General features: G+C 66.9%; 15 protein-coding genes. 5 read left to right on the plus strand and 10 right to left on the minus strand.

The window, feature by feature from the left end:
• The 7 genes from E8A74_RS42225 to E8A74_RS42250 form a co-directional block, all read right to left on the minus strand.
• A partial coding sequence (locus tag E8A74_RS42225) for a hypothetical protein (protein WP_136934806.1) occupies positions 1-778 on the minus strand: 778 nt, incomplete at its 3' end.
• A 100-nt stretch (positions 779-878) separates the two neighbouring features.
• Positions 879-1,454 carry a hypothetical protein gene (locus tag E8A74_RS42230; RefSeq protein WP_136934807.1) on the minus strand — a complete coding sequence of 192 codons (576 nt, stop codon included), beginning with the start codon at positions 1,452-1,454 and terminating at the stop codon, positions 879-881.
• 88 nt (positions 1,455-1,542) lie between these two features.
• Positions 1,543-1,830, minus strand: a complete 288-nt coding sequence (locus E8A74_RS42235; RefSeq protein ID WP_136934808.1) for a hypothetical protein — start codon at positions 1,828-1,830, stop codon at positions 1,543-1,545.
• An 89-nt stretch (positions 1,831-1,919) separates the two neighbouring features.
• Positions 1,920-2,123 carry a hypothetical protein gene (locus E8A74_RS42240; RefSeq protein WP_136934809.1) on the minus strand — a complete coding sequence of 68 codons (204 nt, stop codon included), beginning with the start codon at positions 2,121-2,123 and terminating at the stop codon, positions 1,920-1,922.
• 143 nt (positions 2,124-2,266) lie between these two features.
• Positions 2,267-2,431, minus strand: coding sequence for a hypothetical protein (locus tag E8A74_RS53355; RefSeq protein WP_153825187.1), 165 nt, complete (start codon positions 2,429-2,431; stop codon positions 2,267-2,269).
• A gap of 221 nt (positions 2,432-2,652) precedes the next feature.
• Positions 2,653-3,309 carry a JAB domain-containing protein gene (locus E8A74_RS42245; RefSeq protein WP_136934810.1) on the minus strand — a complete coding sequence of 219 codons (657 nt, stop codon included), beginning with the start codon at positions 3,307-3,309 and terminating at the stop codon, positions 2,653-2,655.
• Between the two features lie 204 nt (positions 3,310-3,513).
• On the minus strand, positions 3,514-4,461 hold the full coding sequence (locus tag E8A74_RS42250; RefSeq protein ID WP_136934811.1) for a hypothetical protein: 948 nt from the start codon (positions 4,459-4,461) through the stop codon (positions 3,514-3,516).
• A gap of 231 nt (positions 4,462-4,692) precedes the next feature.
• Here E8A74_RS42250 and E8A74_RS42255 point away from each other — a divergent pair, with 231 nt between their 5' ends.
• The 5 genes from E8A74_RS42255 to E8A74_RS55735 all read left to right on the plus strand — a co-directional run bounded on the left by E8A74_RS42255 (position 4,693) and on the right by E8A74_RS55735 (position 16,113).
• Positions 4,693-5,598: a DUF1016 family protein gene (locus tag E8A74_RS42255; protein WP_136934812.1), complete on the plus strand. Its 906-nt coding sequence runs from the start codon at positions 4,693-4,695 to the stop codon at positions 5,596-5,598.
• A gap of 182 nt (positions 5,599-5,780) precedes the next feature.
• The gene (locus E8A74_RS42260; protein ID WP_136934813.1) at positions 5,781-7,448 is read left to right on the plus strand and encodes a DNA methyltransferase; all 1,668 of its coding nucleotides are present in this window, start codon (positions 5,781-5,783) and stop codon (positions 7,446-7,448) included.
• A gap of 40 nt (positions 7,449-7,488) precedes the next feature.
• Positions 7,489-8,307 (plus strand): DUF3800 domain-containing protein, encoded by an 819-nt coding sequence (locus E8A74_RS42265; protein ID WP_136934814.1) that lies wholly within the window; start codon positions 7,489-7,491, stop codon positions 8,305-8,307.
• Between the two features lie 106 nt (positions 8,308-8,413).
• Positions 8,414-12,025: a DISARM system SNF2-like helicase DrmD gene (gene drmD, locus E8A74_RS42270; protein ID WP_136934815.1), complete on the plus strand. Its 3,612-nt coding sequence runs from the start codon at positions 8,414-8,416 to the stop codon at positions 12,023-12,025.
• Positions 12,022-16,113 (plus strand): Eco57I restriction-modification methylase domain-containing protein, encoded by a 4,092-nt coding sequence (locus E8A74_RS55735; RefSeq protein WP_136934816.1) that lies wholly within the window; start codon positions 12,022-12,024, stop codon positions 16,111-16,113. Before drmD ends, E8A74_RS55735 begins: the two co-directional genes overlap by 4 nt.
• Here the strand turns inward: E8A74_RS55735 and E8A74_RS42280 are convergent.
• The 3 genes from E8A74_RS42280 to E8A74_RS42290 are packed head-to-tail and all read right to left on the minus strand — an operon-like array spanning position 16,110 to position 20,049.
• Positions 16,110-18,362, minus strand: coding sequence for a peptidase domain-containing ABC transporter (locus E8A74_RS42280; RefSeq protein ID WP_136934817.1), 2,253 nt, complete (start codon positions 18,360-18,362; stop codon positions 16,110-16,112). The two genes, E8A74_RS55735 and E8A74_RS42280, sit on opposite strands and share 4 nt — an antisense overlap.
• Positions 18,355-19,299, minus strand: a complete 945-nt coding sequence (locus E8A74_RS42285) for an efflux RND transporter periplasmic adaptor subunit (RefSeq protein WP_136934818.1) — start codon at positions 19,297-19,299, stop codon at positions 18,355-18,357. Before E8A74_RS42285 ends, E8A74_RS42280 begins: the two co-directional genes overlap by 8 nt.
• Positions 19,300-19,308: 9 nt before the next feature.
• Positions 19,309-20,049, minus strand: coding sequence for an efflux RND transporter periplasmic adaptor subunit (locus E8A74_RS42290; RefSeq protein ID WP_170229784.1), 741 nt, complete (start codon positions 20,047-20,049; stop codon positions 19,309-19,311).
• Positions 20,050-20,274: the final 225 nt, after the last annotated feature.

The following is a 20,274-nucleotide window of genomic DNA, read 5'->3' on the forward strand; positions in this document are numbered from 1 at the left end:
GGACCCGCCGCGAGAGCGCGTCCTGCCGCATGCCGTCGGTCTTCGCCTTCTCGAGATCCGTGAGGAGCTCGGCGATGTCGGATTCGAGCGCGCTCTGCGCCGCGGACTTCGCGACAGCGAGGTTGTCTGGCGCGTCGTGCATCTCGATGGTGAGGGGCTCGACGCGCAGTTCTTCGAGCGCGGGTTTGAGGCGCTTCCACGTGCCGCAGGACGGCGGCGGAAGCAGGTAGAGGCCGCCGCGGTTGCGGATGGGCACACCCGAAAGGGCCTTCACCATGGCGACGAGGACATTGGAGATGTCCCGCGTCTCGCAGTGCGTGACGAGGTGATTGGCGTGCGCGGCGATGTTTTCCGCGTGCGCGAGAGCGGCATCGAGCCCGGCGCCTCCCTCGGGCGGCAGGGAGACGATCCGATTGCCACCCGAATCGACGCGGCACCGCGCGCCGCAGACGACGCTGTCGCCCTTCTCGCCGTCGTTCTTGTTCTGGAGATAGACCCCGAACGACGCGGGCGTGTCGACGTTCGGTCGGGAGAACGGCCGGACGAGGATGTTCGCCGGCCGCTTCACCTCACCGGCGGCGCGGGAGAGCGCCGTGGCGGGATCCATGTCCACGATGAGATGCTCGAACTTTTCGGGCTCGAGGAGCTTCCGAGCATCCTCGCGGGAGACATTGATACGCTCCGTGTTCCATCCGACGATGTCACCGATATGGCGACCTCCGACGGCGGCGACACGGCGCTGGGACCGGGAGAGGGTCGAAGCAGCGCTGCTGGTCATGGGATTGTCCGAGGAGAGGACGCAATGCATTGCAAGCATGCCGTCCGAAGAGAGGGCACCGCAGACGTAGTTCGTCGCGGTGATACGTTGTCGCCAGGCGCTACGCGAAGAGCGTCATGTTCACGACTTCATCGCCCAGCGAGATCGGACGCCGCGGTGGCCGCTGCGCCCGGTGCGCGCTCGGCCGCTGTACGGGCGGCGCGAGATACACGTGCAGCCCGAACCCGATGTCGCGCGCGGGCACGTGCTGCGAAAGGAAGTTCAGGCCGCCCCGCCCGTTCTTCCAGCGGAAGTGGAGCCCCTCGGCATCGACCCAGGCGGCAAGGTCATCGTGCCGGGAAAGCGCTTCACCCGCGCTCCACAGCGTATGGCGCAGCATGCGGACCTCGAAGGCACGTCCGCCGTGGAACGCGATGAACCTGTGCCCGACATCCGCGAGGATGGCACCGAAGAGAATGCTTGCGTCAAGATGCGCCCGCCCCTCGTGCCACACGGCTGTGCGAGCGAGATGCTCGGCGGCGGAGCCGGCGATCTGGGCCGCCCGCTCCGCGCGCCTTACTTCCTGCGCTTCTGTTCGCCTGTGAAGCAGGGCCTCGAGCTTCGGCCCCACTTCACGGTCGGGTTTGCCGACGAGTTGCTCGAGAGCCTCGCGCTCGACCCCGAGGAGAACGGCCACATGCTCGGACGTCTCCTCGAGGTATCGGCTGAGGCTCTTCGTATTTGGCTCCGCGATCCGAAGCGCGCACCGCAGCTCTTCGAGGCTGCTACGCCGCGGCATGGAGCGGCTCGTGCGGCTCCGGCAGCACGGGCTCGGGCCGATCGAAGTCCGGCGACGGCCCCGGCGCCTGGTCGGGCGCCCGCTTCGCCTGCGTCGCGAGGCTCTTGAAGAGCTCCACGTCGGGCGAGTTGTTTTTCGCCGCCCGAGCGATTCGCCGGGCGACGGTGTACGGGTTCATGGAACGCGGCACGCGCAACTCCGTGATGCCGAGCGAGAGGAACATGCGCCGCTCGGCGAGGGTGGAGTAGCGAAGCGTGCGGCCATTGACGCGCATGGGAATCTCCTTTCCGGAAACAGAAGGGCGCCCCGGAGCACGTCATTGCGTGCCAGCGGGACGCCCTGGTCGACGGACGATGGACGCTTTCAGCGATCCCACAACCTGCTGGGCCTCCAGGCCGGCGGCGGCTCTTCTTCGTCTTCGTCGAAGAGATGCCGCTGATGGGGAGGCGGGTACGGGTTGGGGTATTGGGGCGGACCGTATCGAGGCGCGTGCCGTGTCGGCGCATGGCGGAATGCCAGCATGGCCACGGGCCGGTTTCGCTCGACGAACACGACGCCGGTGAACATGGCCCCGTCCTCGCTGACGAGCTCGACGCCGGGTGGCGGACGTGCCGCCTCCCGGAGCCATTCGCGCGTCTCATCGGCGACGGGGGCGATGTCCTTGAGGCGGCGCCGCAGCTCGTCGAACAGCGCCTCGCCGAGGATGTCCGCTACGAGTTGGAGGGCCAGATGGCCTCGGTCACGACCGCGAGCACGACGCCGGCCACGAGGGCGGCGGCGCCCTTCTTCGTGCTGTCGTTATCGAGCACGCGTTTGATGAACGAGGTGCCGGGGTTCTCGGGGTTCGTCGGGGCGGCGTTGGGCGTGATGGGCATGGGTTCTCCTGTATATCTTTCGGATTGAATCGGGACGAGGTGGCTCCTCAGCCCAGGCAGATGGTGATGATCTGCGCGACCAGGGTGATGACGGCCGCTGCGATGCGAAGCGCCTTGCTGACCGCCTTGGGGTCGCGAAGGAAGCGGGAGAGACGAGACATCACGGTGACCTCCAGGGTGCTGAGGGGTTCCTCGTGATTCTTATCTCTGCAATCGAGTGATTATTGCGAGCCCGGCTGGCTCGCCCACTGGTTCGCAACGAACGAGCTGAAGCGGCCTGACGCGACCACGATGACGTGATCGACGAGCGGCATCCCGAGCAGGTCTGCGGATTCCTGCACGCGACGGGTAAGAGCGATGTCCTCGGGCGAGGGGTCCGGATTGCCGCTCGGGTGGTTGTGGATCAGCACGAACCCGGACGCGGCGAGCTCGAGGCCGGCGCGCAGGATGTCGGAGGGACGAACCGCGAGCGCGTGGAGGCCGCCTCGTGCGATGAGGCGAGTTCCGCGGAGGGCCCCCTGACCGCTGAGCGCGAGGAGGTGCATCTCCTCGTGCACGAGGTGGCCAAGCCGCGGGTGGGCCCAGGCGACGACTTCCTGACAGGAGAGAATGCGGGGTGCGTCTGTGCCTTCGATGAGCCGGCGATGGCCGAGCTCGAAGGCGGCGATGATGCGGGTCGCTTCGTCGGGGGTGAGGGCGAAGCGTTCGATCAGCGCTTCGGGGGAGAGGCGGGCGAGAGCGGCGAGGTTGCCGAGGGATTCGAGGAGATGGGCTGCGACGCCGGGGCGTCCGAGCACGTGGTCGAGGAGGGTTTCGGTGGCCTGCAGTTGGATCTCGGCGACCGGGCAAGAAGGATTATCGGGGGTCGGATCTGCCACGAATGGTAGCTCCTTTGCGGGTTGTCGTGGCTCTTATCCCAGGAGCGTTCACCCCTTTGCTGAAGGCTGGCATCAACGCGCCTCTGCGAGGAAACCTTTATTTAGAGGGAGAAGCGGGGGCCTCGCCAGGCGCGCGTGCGCTGGGGCGGCTGTAGCACGGCGCGCTGCCTACCGGGCGAGGCTCATGCCCCTGCGCGCACGGGGCTACTGCTTTCTCTTAACTTTCGTCCCTTTAACCTCGCCACGCGTGCGGCGACCTGCGGCGACCTTCTTCCCGCTCTCCTCCGTCCACCCCCTCAACCGGAAGACATCCTGAACCGTCATGCCGTGCTCGTGCAGGAATTTTGATGACGGCCCTCGCCGTCGTCTGGCCAGCGCTATCGCCTTGCGTTCGGCCGCAAGCACAGCAGCAACACCGTGTCCGCCAACCGATTTCTCACGGCTTTCGAACATCTCTTCCAAGGCCCCTGATAGCAGGCTAACGAGCGCAATGTCACCGTCTGTGGGCGCCACCATACCCTCAGGAGCAACCGCGGGACGTAATGGATAACTGTCGAGCAGTTCGACCAGGTAGGCACGGCGCCATGAGGCCCCTTCGATCGACCGCGGCGGCGCACCGATGAGCCCCGGGCCTACGATCGAGACGCTCTCGGAACCTGAAACCGAACGGAATTGTACCTCGCGTAGCTGCCTGGTCGCGTTTGCCGTAAGACGCCGCATTGCATCCCAGCGGATGGGGTCAACCGGCGTCGATGTGAGAACTTCAATGAGCGGGTCGATAGGGTTGTCTGGTATTGTGCGGATATGCTGGACGTACTGGGCAGGGGGAAGATCGAGTAGCGTGATCGCCTCATCGACTCTCTTGAGGAGCGCTAGCAGTGCATCCCCTCCGTTCATGACCACGTCGGCGACGCCTACGTCGGCCATCGTGTGGCCGACCATTACATCGAACGGTAGTTTTATTTTGGGATCAATTCCACAGCGATGGGCATGGTCCAACACACGGTGAAGGACGCGCTGGAGATCTCTTAGTACCTCCATGCCCTCGGCGTACTGCCGATCCGCCGCACGAGCCTCGGCAAGCACGTCGGGCCACCGGGCTCCCCAAGGCGTCAGATCCCACTCGCATCCGAACGCCTCCTTGTAGCGCACACGCAAATCCGCGCGGATGGCATCCGGGCTAGTCGCAGGGAGGCGGGATTTCTTCATGAGATCGAGCGACGGGTGACGGCAACCGGACACACTTGAGCCAGGGGCTGCTGTGTCCTTGTCGCGCAAAGCGGCGCCTTCACGATGATCTCACAGGGAGCTTGCGGAGAAAAACTATCCGCAGCGCGCGCCTGGAGTCTGGCCGGCGAGGCCCCGTGTTGAGAGGAGAACGCGATGCCGAAGAGCACCGCTACCACCGAGGTGGAGAGTCCCGTCGAAGAACAAGTACACGCCGAGGAGATGGCCCCCGAGCTACGCAACCGATGCGAGAAGGTTCGGAAGGCGCTTGCCAAGTCAGGCCCGGAGGACGCTCGCGCGCGATACCAGCTCGGAGAGCTGGTCAAGGACGCGATGGCGGATGAGGAGAAATACGGAAAGAAGGCTGTGCACCAGATCGGGCTCTCTCTCGGCTACGATGAGAAGACGCTCTACCGCTACAGCAAGGTCGCCAAGGCATGGCCCCTGGACGAGCTCAACGAACTGCTGAAGCAGCCCTACCCGAAGATTGGCATGCCCCTCAGCTTCTCGCACCTGCTCGAGATCGCAGGCGTCGAAGACGGACGGAAGAGGCGGAAGTACGTCAACCAGGTGCTCAAGGAGGGTCTGCCGGTGCGGGAGCTCAAGAGCCGCATCACGGCTGAGAGCGCGCCAGGCCGCAAAGGACCCGAGAGCAACACGGTGAAGACCCTGCGTGGCATGCGCTCCGCATCCAAGAAATGGCTCGCGCAGGTGCAGGCCTGGGAGCGCCTCCTCCCCGCGCCGAACGAGGCCCCGCCTCCCCCGGAACTCCGGGAGCGCTACCAGGAGACCCTCGAGCAGCAGCGCGAGCTCATCGCGCGACTCCAGCGCGTCAGCGAAAAGCTGGGAACCTGGCTCGGCGAACCGCCGGACTCGCGCGAACGACCCACGCTTGAGGAAGATGCACGCGACGGCGAGGAGGCCCACGAGGTGGAGGAGGCTGAGTTCCACGAGGGCGCTCAGGTGGAGGAAGAAGCGGCCGAGGAAGTGGCTGACGAAGAAGTGGAAGAGGTGACCGAGGAAGAAGTGGAAGAGGTGACGCGCGGGCGAGAACCCACGTAGGTAGGGGTGAAGATAGTCGCGACGTCGCGACTTTGTTGGCCCGGCGTCCCTCGATAGGCCTGGGCAGCGCGGCGTGCCACCTTTTCTCGCCAGGGGGCACCGTGCGTCGCGCTGGCGCTCTCCTGCGACTGGGCCGCCGGTTACTAGGCCGCCCAGCACAAACCGATCAACGATCCCGCCCCATGGCAGGCAAGCGCGTCCCCGGGGGGCAGGACCGGGCGCGGCACGGGACTCTCTACTACGGGGACAACCTCGACGTCCTCCGGCAGTACGTGCCCGACGAGTCCGTCGACATCGTCTACCTCGACCCCCCGTTCCAGAGCGGCAAGAACTACAACATCATCTTCGAGTCGAGGGAGGGCGCGAAGGCGGCAGCCCAGATCCAAGCCTTCGAGGATACGTGGAAGTGGGGGCTCGAGTCCGAGACCGCCTACCGCGAGATCGTCGAGCGGAGCGGCCAGGTCGCTCTCACCATGCGGTCGCTCCGGCAGTTCCTCGGCGAGAGCGACATCATGGCCTATTTGTGCATGATGGCGCTCCGGCTCGTCGAACTGCGCCGGGTGCTCAAGCCGACCGGATCCCTCTACCTCCACTGCGATCCGACAGCGAGTCACTACCTCAAGGTGCTGCTCGACGCCCTCTTCGGCCCCGCGTGCTTCCGAAACGAGGTCATCTGGCGATACCGCCGATGGCCGACTGTCGCGCGCCAATTCCAGAAGATGCACGACGTGCTCCTCTTCTACAGCAAGGGCGCGGACGGCGAGCAGAAGTTCAACACGCTGTACGGCTACGAGCCCCTGGCCGCTTCGACCCTGAAAACGTTCGGCACGAAGAAGCAGCGGGCGGACTTCTCCTCGGGGCACCGCAAGCCGAGCGTCGTCGAGGAGGAGACGGTTGGACCCCCACTGTCCGACGTCTGGGAAGTCGGCGTCATCGCGCCCATCGGCAAGGAGCGGCTTGGTTACCCGACCCAGAAGCCCGAGGCGCTCCTCGAGCGTGTAATCCGCGCGAGCAGCGACGAAGGGGACGTCGTGCTCGACCCCTTCTGCGGTTGCGGCACGGCCGTGGCTGTCGCCCAGAGGCTCGGCCGCCGCTGGATCGGGATCGACATCACGCACCTCGCGATCGGCCTCGTGAAGCACCGGCTGCTGGCGACGTTCGGGGCCGGAGCGGATTTCGACGTAGTCGGTGAGCCCAAGACGGTCGAGGATGCAAGGCAGCTCGCGGGCGAGAACCCGCACCAGTTCGAGTGGTGGATCCTGGGGCGTGTCGGCGCGCGCCCGGCGGAGAAGAAGCTCGGGCCCGACAAGGGGATCGACGGGCGCCTCTTTTTTCATGATGAACCAGGGCGCGGGGGCAGAACGAAGCAGATCGTCATCTCGGTGAAGGCCGGCAAGGTCATGCCCGTGCACGTGCGCGAGCTGCGTGGTGTGCTCGAGCGGGAGCAAGCAGAGATCGGCGCGCTGCTCACGATGAACTTGCCAACGCGCGATATGGAGAAGGAGGCCGCGACGGCCGGCTTCTACGACTCGCCATGGGGGCGGCATCCGCGGATCCAGATCCTGACGGTGGAGCAGCTCCTTGCGGGCAGGGGCATCGACTACCCGGCACCGCTGTCGAGCAACGTCACGATCAAGCGGGCTCCGCCTGCAGCACGCCCGAGAGGCGAGACCCTACCGTTGCCAGGGTTCGACGCCGCGCCGGTCGCGCGTCGTGCGCAGGAGAAGGCCCCCGAGGCAACCCTGCCGCTGCCGGGCGTCACTTCGGCAAAGCCTCGCGCGCCACGGAAGCTCGCCAAGACGCTCCCTGGCGGTACGGCGGTGCCGGCGACTGCGAAGCGGGGAAGATAGGCAACGCGTGGCAGAATCGTAATTGGAGCGGGAAGTCTTCATGACCGTCGAACTCGAAATCGATATCGAACCCCCGCCTGGGGTGCTCCGCTGGCTCATCTCGTGCGATGAGTCTGGCGTCGACGGCTCCCAGTTCTACGGCTTTGGCTCACTCTGGATGAAGTGGCAGCGGCGTGGGGAGTTTCACGCGGCGATCAAGGAGCTGCGGGAGCGCCACGGCTACTCGGCGGAGATCAAGTGGACGAACGTGCGGCCTCGGTACATCGCCTTCTATCGGGACCTCGTTGACTTCTTCTTCCGCACGAACTGGCTCGTCTTTCACTGTCTTGTGGTGCGAAAGGCGAAGGTGAAGAAGGAACTCCATAGGGGCAGCTTCGATCTCGCACGGCAGAAGCACTTTACAATGCTCCTGACGAACAAGATCAAGCGCTGCTTGAGGACACACAAGGGCCGCGAGCAGACCTTCCGCATCTGGGTCGATCCGATTGCTTCGAGCTACAAGAAGGCAGACGAGGTGGTCGAGATCATCGCGAACCGTGTGCTCCGTCGGGTGTTCGGGGAGGTTCGCCCCGTCGACAAGGTCTTCACGCACGACTCGAAAGAAAAAGCGTCGATCCAGCTCTGCGATCTTCTGCTCGGCGCGGTGATGGCCGCATGGCGGCAGGAAGCGAGTGCAGCGGTGAAGCTGGACCTGCAAAAGTGCATTGCTGACTATCTCACGTGGCCCGATCTCCGCTCGGATACCCACCGCGACGAACGCAAGTTCAACATCTGGTACTTCTACGACCCATCGCAAGGAGATCGGGAAGTCGAGACGCGCCAGGTAAAGCTGGTTCATCCACTTGAAGGCGCCGGGTAGTCCCTCTCCCTCCAGGCCCGTTCGAGCCCCACCCTGCGCTCGACTTCCTGTAGACTCCCGCCCCCCCAAGGCTGGCCCCCACCGCCGGGCCCTGCCGGAGACCACGATGGCCGCGAGGAAACCCCACAAAACCCCCGACAGCTCCGCCCCCGCGCAGACCTCCGTCCTCGCACCGGTCCCCACGACCCCGACCGTAGCCTCGGTCCTCGCCGTCCTCTCCGCCGGCCGCCTCCTCGACCTCTGCCGCCTGCTCGGCTGCGACGTCCGCGAGCTCTCCGCTCCCAAGGATCGCCTCCTCGCCCGGCTCGCCGATCACCTCGGCAAGCGCCTCCCGACCCTCCTCCGCGAGCTCGGCCGCGATGAACTCCGCGCCGTCTGCCGACGCCACGGCCTCGACCCCTCCGCCCGCGCCCGCAGCGACCTCCAGGCCCTCCTCCTCGAAGCCGCCGGCCTCGATCCGAAAGCCTCGACGGTTCGCCCGCCCGCGCAGAGCCCCGACGGCCTCCCCACCAAAGGCCAGATCGTCCACGCCCGCCACCGGCAATGGCTCGTCGAGGACGTGGCCCTCGGCACCGGCAACGAGTCCCCGCTCGTCCGCCTCGTTTGCCTCGACGACGACGATCCCGGCCGTCCCATCGACGTCCTCTGGGACCTCGAGCTCGGCGCTCGCATCGTCGCCCCCGAGACCCACGGCCTCGGCGACGCTCCCCGGCTCGATCCACCCGCCCATTTCGGCGCCTACCTGCACGCCCTGAAATGGAGCGCCGTCAGCGCCGCCGACGCGACCCGCTTCCAGGCCCCCTTCCGCGCCGGCATCAAGCTCATGGCCCACCAGCTCACGCCGCTCATGAAGGCGCTCGAGCTGCCGCGGGCGAACCTCTTCATCGCCGACGACGTCGGCCTCGGCAAGACAATCGAGGCGGGCCTCGTGCTCCAAGAGCTCCTCCTCCGCCAGCAAGCGAGCTTCGTCCTCATCGTTTGTCCGGCGTCCGTTTGCCTCCAGTGGCAAGGCGAGATGCAGCGCCGCTTCGGCCTGCGCTTCGAGGTGATGACGCGACAATTCGTCGGTTATCGCCGCCAGGAGCACGGGTTCGGGACGAACCCCTGGAGCACGCACAATCGCTTCATCGTCTCCCACGCCCTCCTGCGCCGGCCCGAGTATCGCGATCCGCTCCTGCACCACCTCGGCGAGAGGGCTCGCAAAGGCCTGCTCATCCTCGACGAGGCCCATGTGGCGGCGCCGGCCTCCGCGAGCAAGTACGCGACCGATACCGACATCACGCGGACGATCCGCGACCTCGCTCCCCGCTTCGACAATCGCCTCTTCCTCAGCGCTACACCACACAACGGCCACTCGAACAGCTTCAGCGCGCTCCTCGAGATCCTCGACCCTGTGCGCTTCACCCGCGGCGTCCCGGTCGAGGGCAAGAAGGACCTCGACCCGATCATGGTGCGAAGGCTCAAGCGCGACCTTCGCCAGCTCGGCGTCGAGCGTTTTCCGAGGCGCCTCCTCGTGCAGCTCGCCCTCTCGAACAAGGGGGGATCTTGGCGCCTCGCGCAGACGAGCTACGACGCGGAGACCGGAGAGGAAGGCAAAGCCGCCACGAGTGACCTCGGGGCAGGTCAGCCCGTCGAGCTCCTCCTGGGCGAAAAACTCCAGCGTTACACCGAGCTTTGCGCGCCCGCTTCCGGGCAAGGACGTTTCCCCTTCATTCACCTGCAACAACGGCTGCTTTCGAGCCCCGAGGCATTTGCGCGCTCGATCGAGGCACACGCGCAGGGCCTCGCGAAGAAAGGCGGGCCCGTCGCGGCTCCGCAGCAGCAAAAGCTCACGCTCGACCTCGAGGCCGATCCCGAGACGCACGGCCTCTCCGACGAGGCCGTCGCCGAGGAGAGCGCCGCGGCCGTCCGCCACGCCAGCGCATCCCTCCCGAGCCCGACCGAGGAGGGCCGCGCGCTCCTCGCTGAGATGCGCGCCCTCGCCGAAAAAGCCCGCCGCGAGCCGGACGCCAAGGCGCTCGCACTGCTCGCCTGGATGCGCGAGCACCTCTGCCCCGCCATCGGCCTCGGCGAAGACAAACGCGCGAGCCGCAAATGGTCCCCGCGCCGCGTGATCATCTTCACCGAGTATGCGGACACGAAACGTTACCTCGTCGAGCTCCTCGCTGCCGCCGTCGCGTGGACCGAGGACGGCGAGCAGCGCATCATGCAATTCCACGGCGGCATGGGCGACGAGGCCCGCGACGAGGTGCAACGCGCCTTCAACAGCGCCCCCGACGCGCACCCCGTGCGTATCCTCGTCGCGACCGACGCCGCCCGCGAAGGCGTCAACCTCCAGGCCCACTGCGCCGACCTCTTCCACATCGACATCCCCTGGAACCCGGCCCGCATGGAGCAGCGCAACGGCCGCATCGACCGTACGTTGCAGCCCGCCCCCGAAGTCCGCTGTCATTATTTCATTTACCCCGAGCGCGCCGAGGATCAGGTCCTTGAGACCGCCGTCCGCAAGATCGCCACCGTCCAGCGCGAGCTCGGCTCCCTCGGCGCCGTGCTGCTCGGGCAGATCGAGGCCGCGCTCGAAAACGGCATCACGAGCAAGTCTCGCGCGACCATCGAAAAGGTCGGCGCGGGCGCCAAGACCGCCACCGTCGACACCGAGCTCGAAGCGCAACGCACCGACCTCGCGGCCCTGCGCGCCGAGAACGAGCGCGCCGGCCGCCGCCTGGAAAACTCCCGGCGCACGCTCGAAGTGGAGCCCGACGCGCTCCGGGGCGTCGTCGAGATTGGCCTGACCCTCGCCGGTGCCCCGACCCTCAAGGACGCCGGCAAAACCAGCGACGGCCGCCCGACCTACGAGCTCCCGCCCCTCGATCGCTCGTGGGACGTCACCCTCGACACGCTGAGGCCTCCCCGCGGACGCACCGAAGAGTTCTGGGAGTGGCGCAAGAAGCCCCCGCTTCCTGTCACCTTCCACCCGCTCGCGAGCCTCTCCGAAGGCGCCGAGCAGCTCCACCTCTCGCACCCGTTCGTCAAGCGGATCCTCGACCGTTTCCTCGCGCAGGGCTTTTCCGCGCACGACCTCTCCCGCGTGACGGCTGTGGTCGCGCCCGGCGAGAGTGTCGTCCGCGTGATTGGATATGGCCGCCTCACGCTCTTCGGTACCGGCGCCGCGCGCCTGCATGACCAGCTCGTCCCGCTCGCCGCCGCGTGGTCCGGCGACGCCGCCAGCATCAAGCCCTACAAGGACCGCGCGACGGCCGTGATGGCCATCTCCTCCACCGAAAAACTGCTCGCCAGCGGAGCCCGCGCCCCCAACGCGACCATCACCAAGCGCATCCGCGAAAATGCGGAAACCCTCTTCCGCGCCCTCTGGCCGCACCTCGAAGCCGAGGCCGACGCCCTCGCCGTCGAGGCCCGCCAAGGCCTCGCCGAGCGCGCGCGGCGCGAGGCCAACGATCTGCGGGATCTGCTCCTCCGGCAGCGCTCGGCCATCGACAAGGCCGAGGCCCGCCTTCGCCAGGCCGACCTCTTCGAGCTGCAGGACAAGGAGCAAAAACGCCAGGTCGACCTCGACCTCCGCCACCTCGACCGCCGCCGCGCCGCGGCCGCGAGCGAGCTCGAGACCGAGCCGGCCGCGATCGAGGCCCTCTACGAAGTCCGCATGTCCCGCCTCACGCCCGTGGGGCTCGTCGTTGCCTTCCCGGAGTCGATGACATGAAGGATCGCGACGTCCTCTTCCACAAGAAATGGCTCGGCCTCGCGCAACCCATCGAGGGCCTGGTCTTCAGCGTGCCGGTCCTCGCGGATGCGCAGATCGCGCCCGAGGAGCGCGCGGAGCTCTCGACCTCGTTCGCCACGCAGCTCGACGGGGACGCCCCGCGCATCCGGAGCCTGACCGCGTTATTCAGAGAGTTCCTCGGGTATGCGCAGCCGGGAATGCTCGTCCCGCGCGCCGAGCTGCCGGAGGAGCTCTCGTTCTACGCCGCCGAGGGCGGGCAGGAGATCCGGCCGAGCTTCGCCCTCGGGCGCGGGCCCTTCGTCGCCTCGGAGGATGACCCGTTCGCCGCCTTCGACGAAGCCCCCGCTGCCGCTCCCGCCGCCGCTCCCGCCTCTGCCTCCGCGCGCTGGTTTGTCCTCTTGTGGGATCTCACCGAATCCGGCACCGATATCGACCTCGACGAGCCCGAGGCCGTCACTGGCCCGTGGCGATATCCGCCGACCGCCAAGTTCGAGCGCCTCCTCCGCCACGTCGGCATTCCCATTGGCCTGCTCTTCAACGGAAAACACCTCCGCCTCGTCTACGCGCCGATCGGCGAATCCACCGGGCACCTCACCTTCCGCGTCGAGCACCTCCGCGGCCCCGAGGGCCGCCCGCTCCTCACCGCGCTCGACCTCTTGCTCCACGCCCGCCGCGCCTACAGCGCCTCGCCCGAGCACACCCTCGAAGACCTGCTCGCCGAGAGCCGCCGCCGCCAGGCCGACGTCACCGAGGAGCTCGCGAAACAGGTCTTCGAGGCCGTCGAGATCCTCCTCGCTGGCTTCGAGGCCGCGGCCGCCCGCGATTGCGTGGGCGCCTCGCTCGATTGGCTCCGTCCGGCCGTCGAGGCCGAGGGCGACCATTTTTATCAGGGCGTTCTCTCCGTCGTGCTCCGCCTCGTCTTCTTGCTTTACGCGGAGGACCAGGCCCTCCTGCCCGTCGAGCACTCCACGTACGCCGAGCACCTGAGCCTCGCCGGCCTTTATGCCCGCCTCAGCCACGACGCGGGCGCGCATCCCGAGAGCATGCACCATCGCTTCGGCGCGTACGGGCAGCTCCTCGCGCTTTTCCGCGCCGTTTTCTTTGGCGTGAAACACGGCACGCTCGAGCTCCCCCCGCGCCGCGGACGCCTCTTCGACCCGAACACGTATCCCTTCCTCGAAGGAGGCCTCCCCGGCTGGACCGCTGCGGTGACCGATCCCGCCGCCCGCGCCGAGGCCCGGCCGCCGAGCATCGATGACGGCACGATTTACCGCGTCCTGCACCGCCTGATGGTCTTCAGCGGGCAGCGGCTCAGTTATCGCACGCTCGACGTCGTGCAGATTGGCAGCGTTTACGAGTCGCTGATGGGCTTCCACGTGCTGCGCGTCGAGAGCCCCTCAGCGCGGCTCGGCAAACATGGCGTCTGGGCCGAGACCGCGGCCCTCCGAGCGATGAGCCCCACGGACCGGGCGCGTTTCCTCAAGGAGACCTGCGGCCTCAATCCCGGGCCCGTGGGCACCATCGAAAAGGCCGTCAAGGAAGCCGGCAAGGACGACCACGCGCTCGCCGAGGCGCTCTCCGCCCATTCCCCCGGCCGCAAGGACGACGCCGTCCGCCACCGCGTCGCCTCCGGCCGCCTCGTCCTCCAGCCCGGCGAGGAGCGCCGCCGCACCGGCACCCATTACACGCCGCCTTCGCTCACGGTGAAGGTCGTGCGCCGCACCCTCGAACCGCTCCTCGCGTGCCTCGGCCCCGAGCGCACGCCCGAGCAGATCCTGCAGCTCAAGATCTGCGACCCCGCGATGGGGTCGGGCGCGTTCCTCGTGGCCGCGTGTCACGAGCTGGCGAACGAGATCGTGGCGGCGTGGACGCGGCAGGGCGAGCTCGCGCGGATGATCGAGTTGTTCGGGGATGCGCACCTGCATGCGCGAAGGCTCGTCGCGCAGCGGTGCCTGTATGGGGTCGACAAGAACCCGGCGGCCGTGGAGCTGGCGAAGCTCTCGCTCTGGCTCGTCACGATGAGCCGGACGCTTCCATTCACGTTCGTCGACCATGCTTTGCGTCACGGCGACAGCCTCGTGGGGCTGGATTTCAAGCAGATCGAGTCGTTCCACTGGGCGCCGTCGGGGCAGACGGAGACGGTGCGGGTGCTCCTGCGGGAGGCGCTCGATCAGGCGGTGGAGCTGAGGCAGCAGCTTCTTGCACTGGCGGATCACGAGGATCCGGCGTCGCAGGCGGAGAAGCGAAGGCTGTTCGATTTCTCGCAGCAGGCGATCGAGCGGGTAAGGATCGTGGCGGATGCGTGCGTGGGGGCGTTCTTTGCGGAGGAGAAGGACGCGGCGCGGAAGGAGGAGCGGAAGCGGAGGCTCGATCTGGTCGAGGCGTGGGTCGGGCACGAGAATGGGGAGGCGGGGGCGGAGTTGGAAGCGCTCGCGGCCGAGGCGCGGGCGAAGCTTTCTCCCTTCCATTGGTGGATCGAGTTTCCGGAGGTGTTTTTCGAGAAGAGGCCGGATCCGCTGGATGGCGGGCGAGTCAATGGCGCGGCGAACATGGATGCGTTCGTCGGGAATCCGCCGTTCCTTGGGGGCTCGAAGGTTAGCGGAGCGCTGGGCGTCGGGTATCGGGACTGGCTGAAGGCAGCACACCCGACCGCGGAGGGACGCGGGGACCTCAGCGCGCATTTTTTCTGGCGTGCTTATTCCTTGCTGGGCTCAAACGGCGCGGCTGGCCTGATTGCCACGAATACCATCGCGCAAGGTGATACACGTGGCACAGGGCTCGCTGCTATCGTCCATGCGGGGGGTACGATCTACGATGCCACTTCCGCACTCCAGTGGCCTGGCGAGGCGAACGTGGCCGTGGCGATCGTCCATTTCGCCGTCGGCGCCCCCACTGCTCAACCAAGCTTGCATCGAATCCTGGATGGTCAGGAGGTCGGGATTATCAACTCCATGCTGCGTGCGAACGCCGAAAGGGGCGATCCTGTCCCACTCCAAGTGAACGAGGCGTTTTGCTACCAGGGACACAAGATCGCCGGAGCAGGCTTCGTTCTGTCACCCAGCGAGCGGGACGCATTCCTTGCGACGCGTCCATCCAACGCCCAGGTGATCTTCCCGTACCTCGGAGGCGAGGAGATCAACACGGATCCATCGCAGGGATTCGACCGGTTCGTGATCAACTTTGGCAAGAGAGACGTGGCAGAGGCTGCGGTGTGGCCGGAGCTTCTGGACAGGGTACGAACCCTCGTGAAACCGGCGCGGGACGCGGTTCGAGACAATACGGGCAAGGGCGGACACGGGAAGAAATACTGGTGGCAGTTCCTCGACCGCTGCGATCCACTGCATGCGGCTCTCAAGCCCTGCACAAGGTGTCTCGTGGCCGCAAACGTCACGAAGCACCTCACCTTCGCCTGGCAGCCACTTGACCGGGTTCTGTCGAACACGGTTTTCGTCTTCGCGCTCGATCGGGACTCGGCCTTTGCCGCACTCCAATCGCGCATCCATGAGCTATGGGCGCGGCTGTTGTCTTCCTCGATGAGGACCGATCTGCGCTACGCCGCCTCGGACTGCTTCGAAACCTTCCCCTTCCCCCACCCCGACCCCCGCACCGTCCTGCCCGACCTCGAATCCATCGGCGAACGCCTCTACTCGGCCCGCGCCCGCTTCATGGTCGACACCAACCAGGGCCTCACGAAGACCTACAACGCCCTGAAGGACCCGGCCTGCGAGGACGGGCGGATCCTCGACCTCCGCCGCCTCCACGAGGACATGGACCGCGCCGTCCTCGCCGCCTACGGCTGGAGCGACATCCCCGTCCCGCCCTTCTGCCCCCTCACGGACGCGGACCGCGAAGCGCTCCAGGCCTTCGAGGACGAGGTCATCGATCGGCTGTACGTCCTCAACGCCGAGCGCGCGCGGGAGGAGCAGCGGCTCGGGCTTGCCGGGAAGAAGAAGGGGCGCGCACCGAGCGAGGACGCGGACGCGGGGGACGAGGCGGAGGCCCCGGTCCCGAAGAAGGCCGGCAAGGGGGCGAAGACGGCGCCCGAGAAGCAGGGGAAGTTGTTCTAAGTCTGGCGATCAGGCGTCGGGCCAACGCTGCCCGCGGATCCCAGTGCATCGTTTTCCATTTGGCTTACAACCAGCGATGCATAGTACCCACCACGGGCCAGAAGCTCTGCGTGCCTTCCCTGCTCCACCAACCGCCCTTCGTGCATCACGAGTATCTTGTCCGCATTCCTGATCGTACTGAGGCGGTGCGCGATCACGATGCGCGTGCATCGCAGTTTCGCCAGCTCCTCGTTCAACGCGGTCTCCGTGATGGCATCCAGGGCGCTGGTGGCCTCGTCCAGGAGCAGGATGGCCGGCTTGCGCACGAGGGCCCTGGCCAGCGCCAGGCGCTGACGCTGGCCGCCGGACAGGGAGCTACCACCATCCGCGAGGACCGTGTCGTACCCGGCCGGCATCGCCACGATATCGTCATGGATGTGCGCCCTTCGCGCCGCCTCCAGGATCTCCTCCGCGGTCGCATCAGGGTGTCCCAGCGAGATGTTGTCACGTAGGGTCGTGCCGAAGAGAGAAACCTTCTGCGTCACGATACCGAGCTGGCGGCGCACCTCACGGATGTCGAGGTCCGCGAGCTTGACCCCGTCGTAGAGGATCGCGCCGGCGTCGGGGCGGTAAAGGCCAGTGAGCAGGCAGGCCAGGGACGTCTTGCCGGAGCCCGAGCGGCCGACGATGGCGACGAACTGCTCCGGCTCGATCCGAAGCGAGACGTCGTCGACCACCACCGGGTCGAGCGGGTTGTAGCGGAAGCTCACATGCTGGACCTCGATCTGCCCGCGCAGGCGCATCATCGTCTTGCCGCCCGGAGCTTGCTCGGGCGGCGTGCGTCGAACATCCTCGGCCCTCTCGAGATAACAACCGAGGAGCTCGAGCTTGCTGGCATTCGCCGAAAGACTCGAAAGCGGCGCGAAGACGCCGGCGGCCAGCGCGTTGAGCGCGAGCATCACCCCGAGCGAGATCGTTCCGTCGAGCACCTGGATGGCCCCGACCCACAAGACAACGAGCGGGGCGCTCATGCGGAGCGTGCTGCCGAGCGCCTCCACGACCGCGTCGAGCTTGCCTTCGGAGAGCGACGCGTTGAGCACGTCGACGAACAGGTTCGACCACTGCTCGAGCGCGCGCTCCTCCGCGCCCATGGCCTTGAGCGTCTCCACGTTGGCGAACATCTCGACCTGATAGCTCTCGGAGCGCGCCTGCCTGGCGAGCATACGGGCGTCGAGCTCTCTGCGCTTCTTGCTGGTGAGCGCGAGGATGCCTATCTGAGCGACACCGAACGCCAGGGCGAGTAGCCCGATTTGCCAGCTCACCATGAACAGCAGCGCGAGGTAGCCGATCGCCATCGTCCCATCGAGCAGCGCCGAGAGCATGCCAGAGGTCAAGATCTGGCGGATGAGGGTATTGCTGTTCAGCCGCATCAGGAGATCTCCCGTCGAGCGGCGCTGAAAGAAGGCGTAGGGCAGCGCGATGAGGTGCTCCATGAAGCTCAAGGTCATCCGGGCGTCCAGGATCGTGCGCATGTCGAGGAGGAGGTGCGCCCGTACCAGCGAGGCCAGGAGGTGAAAGACCATGATGCCCACGATTCCGATGGCCAGCACGACGAGCATATGCTGGTCGCTCCGTGGCACCACGCGGTCCACGACGGTGCCGGTCAGCACGGGCAAAGCGAGCAGCATGGCCTGCAAGAAAAACGAGGTGGTGACGATGCGTCCCCACGCGCCAGCTTCGCGCAGGTGGGCGTGATATGCGGACGGAGACGTTCGCTTGCGCGCGCCCTCGGGTGGAGGGAACTGCTCGGACGGCTCGAGGACCAGCGCGACGCCGGTGAAGGAGCGGTCGACCTCGGACAGGGGCAGCCGGAGCCTGCCCGCGCCCGGATCGATGATGTCGATTCCTTTTTTCGAGACCCTCTCCAGGACGACGAAATGGTCGAATTCCCAGTGTAGGATCGACGCCGTGGGTAGGTGCCCGAGGGCCCTCGGCTCGAGTCGCACGCCGCGGCCGCGGAGCCCATGATACCGGGCCGCGCGGAGGATTTCCCGGGCCGTCGTGCCGCCCCTGCCGAGCGCGACGATGCTGCGCAGCTCCTCGTAAGGGACGTTCTTGCCATGGTACCCGAGCACCATGGCAAGGCAGGCAACGCCGCATTCGGTGGACGCGAGCTGCTGGATGAACGGAATGCGCTTTCCCTTCTGACCCAGGCGCGCGAGCGCCGGGAAACGGCGGTGCAGATCTCCCGATTGCGCTTCTTTATTCATGTGGCCTCCGGAGCAGCACGCGAAGGCCCGGAACCAACGCCACGATCACGTGCTCCGACCGCACGCGCACTTCCGCCATGCCGTTCATCCCGTGGTGGAAGTCGAAGCGCTGCCCTTCGATTTCGAACGTCGGGGACGAGGGGACCGATTCGATCAGGACGACGGGCCCCTTGATCTCGACCGTATCGCCGAGCTCCTGTCCCAGGTAACGCTGCACCTCCTGCGGGCCGATGATCTGGTTGCCGACCGAGGTGATGGTCGCCTCGGTGTACGCAAAGCGATACCCCTTCAGCTCGAAGCGCATGGACATGCCGGGGCGGAGCTGCGGCCTGTACTGGGCAGGCACGATGGCGAGGATCGAGGGCCCCCGGGAGGGGTCGAGCAGGTGGAGCACGACGTCGCCCGTCGCGACCGCCTGCCCAGGGCGAATCCTGACATCGCCCACGACACCGGCCCGGGGAGCGCGGATGAAGAGCTGCTCGAGGCGCGCCTTGGCCAGGTCTTTCTGGGTTCGGAGCGCCGTGAGCGTCTGCCGCGCCTGCGCGTCGGACGGATCACGCAGGGTCTTCATGAGCTGGAGATCGAATTCGCGCTGCGCGCGCGAGAGCTCGGCTTCGGCTTGCCACGATTGCAGGCGAATCAAGAGGTCCCCCGCCGCGACGCGCTGCCCCGATCGGATGTCGATGGAATGCACCGTTCCCTGGACGGTCGCCGTGAGGTCGAGCCTGCCGGGGACCCAGACGACGGCAGGGCCGGACGCATACTCGGAAATCGTGGCGAGGACACTGAATGCGACGACGGCGACGAGCGCAGCGAAGAGGATACGATACGCCCACGTCGTCCAGCCGGAAGGCGTGCGGAGGATGTCCCCTTCGAGCCGCCCTGCATTTTTCCGGAGAGCCTCACGTCGGAAGATCCTGGGCGCACCTCGATCCATGGTGGGGCCTCACGGGTCCAGCCGGAGAGAGAGCTCGGCGCCTCGGCCAGCAAGCACGGCATTCTGGGGATCTCCTCCGTCGATCGTCGCCTCGACGACGACCATTCGTGATGCCGCGTCGATCTCCGGGGCGATCCTGTCCACCTTTCCATCGAGCACCACCTCGGGTTTCCCATCTACCGTCTCGATTTGCAGCGCGCGACCGGCGGAGAGGAGCGCGACCTCGCTCTCCTGCACGGCGAATCGAACGAACAAGGAGCGCGCATCAACGAGCCGCACGACGGGTGTCGCTGCCGTCACGCTGGCGCCCGGATCGACGAAGCGGGCGGCGACGTATCCCTCGAACGGCGCGGTGATTAGCAGGTCCGTCTTGCTTCTGCGGAGCTGCGCGAGCTTCGCGCGCCGCTCGTCAATCTGCGCGGAGAGGGTCTCGACGTGCGCTCGCCGGATCGCGACCTGATATCGAGCGGTCGCCACGTCCTCCCCGGTCGTGAGGCCCTCGGCGGAGAGCCCTTCGCGCCGCGCCAAGCGCTCCTCGGCCTCGGCAAGTTCCTGCTTGGCCTGCTCGCGCGACAACTCCACACTCTTCAAGGCGGCCGCCGCCATGCGTACGTCGAAGGCGACCGAGGGGGCGTCGAGGACGGCAATCAGGCCCCCCTCGGGGATCCGATCTCCGAGACGAACGGAGACCTCGCCGATCTTGCCATCGAGCCTGGGCGCGATATCGACGGTCTTTCGTGAAAGGATCACTCCGACGAACCGTGGGGAGGGTCCTGCCGCGGTTTCGCTCGTCGTCCCGGAGTCCAGGCTCGCCAGCGGCGGAGCATCGACCTGCGCGGCGGCTTTCGCGCATTCAGGGTCGCGGCACCCGAAAAGGAGCAGCGGTAGCAGGGCGAATATCGCGGCTCTCCCGAGCTCCATCCTCGCGGCGTTCATGGTGTCGGACCATGTAAGGCGGCGCATCGGCTCTGGCCA

Source organism: Polyangium fumosum, assembly GCF_005144585.1.
Taxonomy (GTDB): Bacteria; Myxococcota_A; Polyangia; order Polyangiales; family Polyangiaceae; genus Polyangium; species Polyangium fumosum.

Bases quoted from the DNA above. Each gene is read 5' to 3' on its own strand.
- drmD (WP_136934815.1), top strand. From the start codon at position 8,414: ATGGCCGCGAGGAAACCCCACAAAACCCCCGACAGCTCCGCCCCCGCG.
- E8A74_RS53355 (WP_153825187.1), bottom strand. From the start codon at position 2,431: ATGCCCATCACGCCCAACGCCGCCCCGACGAACCCCGAGAACCCCGGC.
- E8A74_RS42265 (WP_136934814.1), top strand. From the start codon at position 7,489: ATGACCGTCGAACTCGAAATCGATATCGAACCCCCGCCTGGGGTGCTC.
- E8A74_RS42260 (WP_136934813.1), top strand. From the start codon at position 5,781: ATGGCAGGCAAGCGCGTCCCCGGGGGGCAGGACCGGGCGCGGCACGGG.
- E8A74_RS42235 (WP_136934808.1), bottom strand. From the start codon at position 1,830: ATGCGCGTCAATGGCCGCACGCTTCGCTACTCCACCCTCGCCGAGCGG.
- E8A74_RS42255 (WP_136934812.1), top strand. From the start codon at position 4,693: ATGCCGAAGAGCACCGCTACCACCGAGGTGGAGAGTCCCGTCGAAGAA.
- E8A74_RS42240 (WP_136934809.1), bottom strand. From the start codon at position 2,123: ATGTTCACCGGCGTCGTGTTCGTCGAGCGAAACCGGCCCGTGGCCATG.
- E8A74_RS42285 (WP_136934818.1), bottom strand. From the start codon at position 19,299: ATGGATCGAGGTGCGCCCAGGATCTTCCGACGTGAGGCTCTCCGGAAA.
- E8A74_RS42280 (WP_136934817.1), bottom strand. From the start codon at position 18,362: ATGAATAAAGAAGCGCAATCGGGAGATCTGCACCGCCGTTTCCCGGCG.
- E8A74_RS55735 (WP_136934816.1), top strand. From the start codon at position 12,022: ATGAAGGATCGCGACGTCCTCTTCCACAAGAAATGGCTCGGCCTCGCG.